The sequence below is a fragment of the Pseudomonas sp. GW823-FHT02C05 genome (assembly GCF_058797595.1).
This window is the reverse complement of the sequence record NZ_JBXAJU010000012.1, coordinates 1-2,621: the sequence shown is the minus strand read 5'-3', so window position 1 is coordinate 2,621 and position 2,621 is coordinate 1. Positions and strand designations below refer to the sequence as shown.

3 protein-coding genes and 3 tRNA genes are annotated in these 2,621 nt (G+C 52.3%); all 6 read left to right on the top strand.

Annotated features, from left to right (window positions below):
- Positions 1–193: 193 nt before the first annotated feature.
- Entirely contained in the window at positions 194–1,156 is a 963-nt protein-coding gene (gene birA / locus AC1RGE_RS32020; RefSeq protein ID WP_457819957.1) for a bifunctional biotin--[acetyl-CoA-carboxylase] ligase/biotin operon repressor BirA, read from the top strand.
- Between the two features lie 163 nt (positions 1,157–1,319).
- Entirely contained in the window at positions 1,320–1,766 is a 447-nt protein-coding gene (locus AC1RGE_RS32015; RefSeq protein ID WP_492585713.1) for a hypothetical protein, read from the top strand.
- A gap of 142 nt (positions 1,767–1,908) precedes the next feature.
- Positions 1,909–1,993, top strand: a tRNA-Tyr gene (locus tag AC1RGE_RS32010).
- Positions 1,994–2,017: 24 nt separating this feature from the next.
- Positions 2,018–2,091, top strand: a tRNA-Gly gene (locus AC1RGE_RS32005).
- A gap of 26 nt (positions 2,092–2,117) precedes the next feature.
- Positions 2,118–2,193: transfer RNA gene (locus AC1RGE_RS32000), tRNA-Thr, on the top strand.
- Positions 2,194–2,277: 84 nt separating this feature from the next.
- The coding region (locus tag AC1RGE_RS31995; protein WP_009045853.1) for a GTP-binding protein at positions 2,278–2,621 on the top strand (344 nt) is incomplete at its 3' end.

Sequence of the window (2,621 nt, the reverse complement as noted above, 5' to 3'; positions counted from 1 at the left end):
ATGTGAGAGTAGGTCATCGTCAAGATTAAATTCCGAAACCCCAACTGCGCATGCAGTTGGGGTTTTGTTTTTGCGCGCGAAAAATGGGTTTGATTTTTTGCTGTCTCGATCGACTTGCTCGTCAGGTGGGGGTTTCTATGCAATGGCGCTGGGCATGGCTATCATGCCTGCCTCATGGTGAGGCGGAAACTGCATGTCGACGTTGTTAGAGCTTCTGAAAGATGGGCGATTTCACTCGGGTCAGGCGCTCGGTCAGGCGCTGGGTGTTAGCCGTAGTGCTATATGGAAGCAGTTACAGCTTCTTGAGGCGGAGTTGGGGCTTGTCATTCATAAGGTGCGAGGCCGCGGTTACCAGTTGGCCACTCCAATCACATTGCTGAACAGTGCTGAGATAGGCCGCTCCTCTATTTCCAGTGGTTCCTGGGATATCCGAATTCTCGACTCTATCGACTCCACGAATGCACAGGCGCTGCGATCCATTGAAGAAGGGAGTGTGGCTCCTTTTCTTGTGCTAGCTGAGCGCCAGACGGTGGGGCGAGGCCGTCGTGGTCGTAAGTGGGTAAGCCCTTTTGCCGAAAATATCTATTACAGCCTCGTTTTGCGTATGGACGGAGGCCTCCGGCAATTGGAAGGGCTTAGCCTGGTCGTTGGGCTGGCGGTCATGCATACCCTTCGTGAGTATGGAATTCCTGGTGCGGGTTTGAAGTGGCCAAATGATGTTTTGGTTGGTCAGAAGAAGGTCGCGGGGATACTTTTGGAGTTGGTGGGTGATCCTGCGGATGTGTGTCATGTGGTCCTGGGCATTGGGATCAATGTGAATATGCAAAGCGCTGAAGAGATCGATCAGGAGTGGACTTCGGTGAGGTTGGAGTCTGGCAAGGTTATTGATCGCAATCAGCTTGTTGCTCGATTGAATGAGGTTCTTGTGTCTTATCTGGAGCGTCATCGGCTGAATGGCTTCTCCGCGATCCAGGGCGAGTGGGAGCAAGGTCACCTCTGGCAGGGGCGTGCTGTGTCTCTGATCGCGGGCGTAAATAAGATCGATGGTGTTGTGTTGGGTATTGATCGCCAAGGAGCTTTGCGATTGAGCGTTGAGGGGGAGGAGAAAACGTATAGCGGCGGGGAGCTCAGTCTAAGGTTGCGTGATGGCTCATGAGTTCGGCCATCAATGTGCGCTTGCGCGATCTACGGCTAGGAGGTAGGGGCTGATTCCTTGTGTGGGGTGGGGCTTTGAGTGTTGCATCGGTTCCGCAAGATCAGCTTGTACGTGATCCATCTTTTCGATTTGTTTAAGCCTTGTCCTCTGTCTTGAGGTTTTTATGCGCTGGTTGTTTCTGTTGTTATTGGTCCTCAATGGCTTTTATTACATCTGGCATCAGCAGGAAGCACCGCTTCGTGCGAAAGAGGTCATGCCTCTCTCACTCTATCGAGGTACTCAGCAGGATATCCGTTTGTTGAGTGAGTCTTCTGATTCGGTCGAGCGGCGGGATAAGGGTAAGTCAGGGGAGATTGATGCAGGCTGTCTTTATCTGGGGGGCTTTGCTCGTCGAGATACGGCTCAGATGTTGGAGCAGCGGCTGGTAGGGCTGGGGGCTGATGTCAGGCTGCAGTCCTTGAGTGTTCCTGGTTCTTCTGGTTTTTGGCTTCGTGTGACTCCCGAGAGCAAGCATTTGCTGGAAGATCTGCAACTGCAGAACCTTGCTAAAGAATTCAATGAGTTAAAACATAAAATAATGCCTTGCGAGGGGGTTGCAACTGTCGAATAGGTTGCATAGAATGGCGCCCGCTCCGCAGCGAAGACTTCACGAAGTCAGCGTCGCGAAGCGAGGTCAACGCAGCTAACCTCAAGATTTTATTGAGAAAATGCTTGACAGAAGGGTGGCATGATATAGAATGTCGCCTCGCTTAGGAGGGGTTCCCGAGCGGCCAAAGGGATCAGACTGTAAATCTGACGTCTACGACTTCGAAGGTTCGAATCCTTCCCCCTCCACCAGATTTGGCGAGAGCTGCAGGCTCCGCGGGTATAGTTTAGTGGTAGAACCTCAGCCTTCCAAGCTGATGATGCGGGTTCGATTCCCGCTACCCGCTCCAGGTTTGCAGGTTTTGCAAAGTGTTACGCTCTTGTAGCTCAGTTGGTAGAGCACACCCTTGGTAAGGGTGAGGTCAGCGGTTCAAATCCGCTCAAGAGCTCCATATGACAAGGCAGATATGAAAATATCTGCCTTTGTTTTAATGGCTTGGGTGACTTGCTCAATTCTTCTCCTAGGGGTGATTTCGATGGCTAAGGAAAAGTTCGAACGTAATAAGCCGCACGTTAACGTGGGTACTATCGGTCACGTCGACCACGGTAAAACCACTTTGACCGCTGCTCTGACTCGCGTTTGCTCCGAGGTTTTCGGTTCGGCTCGTGTTGACTTCGACAAGATCGACAGCGCCCCAGAAGAAAAAGCTCGTGGTATCACCATCAACACTGCGCACGTAGAGTACGACTCGAACATTCGTCACTACGCGCACGTTGACTGCCCAGGTCACGCCGACTACGTCAAAAACATGATCACTGGTGCTGCCCAGATGGACGGCGCGATCCTGGTTTGCTCGGCTGCCGATGGTCCGATGCCACA

Bases quoted from the DNA above. Each gene is read 5' to 3' on its own strand.
- birA (WP_457819957.1), top strand. From the start codon at position 194: ATGTCGACGTTGTTAGAGCTTCTGAAAGATGGGCGATTTCACTCGGGT.
- AC1RGE_RS32015 (WP_492585713.1), top strand. From the start codon at position 1,320: ATGCGCTGGTTGTTTCTGTTGTTATTGGTCCTCAATGGCTTTTATTAC.